The following is a 1426-nucleotide window of genomic DNA, read 5'->3' as shown; positions in this document are numbered from 1 at the left end:
CCGTCTGTCGACCGGCAAGAGCGTCAACTCGGCCCTGGACAATCCCACCAACTTCTTCACGGCCCAGTCGCTCGACAACCGCGCCAGCGACATCAACAACCTGCTCGACGGCATCGCCAACGGCGTGCAGGTGCTGCAGGCTGCCAACACCGGCATCACCTCGCTGCAGAAGCTGATCGACTCTGCGAAGTCGATCGCCAACCAGGCGCTGCAGACCACGGTCGGCTACTCCACCAAGTCCAACGTCTCGACCACCATCTCCGGTGCGACGGCGGCCGACCTGCGCGGCACGACCTCCTACGCCAGCGCGACGGCGAACAGCAACGTCGTGTATAGCGGTGCGGCCGGCGGCACCACCGCGGCGACCGGCACAACCACGCTCGGCGCCACCATCGGCGTCTTCGCCAGCACGGGCGCAACGGCCGGCGACGGCACCACGGCGCTGACCGGCACGATGACCCTGATCGCCACCAACGGCACGACCGCGACCGGCCTCGCCGGCAACGCCCAGCCTGCCGACGGCGACACGCTGACCGTGAACGGCAAGACCATCACCTTCCGCAGCGGCTCGGCTCCGGGTGCGACCGGCGTTCCGACCGGCTCGGGCGTCAGCGGCAACATCGTCACCGACGGCAATGGCAACAGCACCGTCTATCTCGGCACCAACGGCACGCCGGCAGCGACCGTCAACGACCTGTTGAGCGCGATCGATCTCGCCAGCGGCGTCAAGACGGTCTCGATCACCTCGGGTGCGGCGACGATCGCCACGAGCAACGGCCAGACCGCTTCGACCGTCGCTGCGGGCGCCGTCACGCTGAGGAGCTCGACAGGTGCGGATCTGAGCGTCACCGGCAAGGCCGACCTGCTCAAGGCTCTCGCCCTGACCACGTCGGTGGGCGGCGGCAACGCCACCGTCAACGTCAACCGGACCACCAGCGCGGCCTCGCTGGGTGCGACGATCACGGACGGGTCGACGTTGAACGTCAACGGTAAAGTCATCACCTTCAAGAATGCGCCGATCCCGGGCTCGACCGGTGCGCCGAGCATTCCGACCGGCTATGGTGCGAACGGTAACGTCCTCACCGACGGCGCCGGCAACTCGACCGTCTATCTGCAGGGCGGCACGCTCAACGACGTCTTGAAGGCGATCGACCTTGCCACCGGCGTGCAGACCGCGACCATCAGCGCCGCCGGCGCTGCCACGCTTGCGACGGCCTCCGGCCAGACCAACTCGTCGATCAACGCCTCGGGCCAGCTGAAGCTGTCCACTGGCGTCAATGCCGACCTGTCGATCACCGGCACGGGCAACGCGCTGAACGCGCTCGGCCTTGCCGGCAACACCGGAACGGCGACCGCCTTCACCGCGGCGCGCACCTCCGGCATCGGCGGCATCAGCGGCAAGACCTTGACCTTCACCTCCTTCAAC

General features: G+C 68.1%; 1 protein-coding gene. It reads left to right on the top strand.

Annotated elements, in window-relative coordinates; all coding sequences use genetic code 11:
- Positions 1-1426: DUF1522 domain-containing protein (locus tag I6F36_RS38535; RefSeq protein WP_225173248.1), on the top strand; the 1426-nt coding region annotated here is incomplete at both ends.

It is taken from the genome of Bradyrhizobium sp. BRP19 (genome assembly GCF_020194195.1).
GTDB lineage: Bacteria > Pseudomonadota > Alphaproteobacteria > Rhizobiales > Xanthobacteraceae > Bradyrhizobium > Bradyrhizobium yuanmingense.
This window is presented reverse-complemented; position numbering and strand designations above follow the sequence as displayed.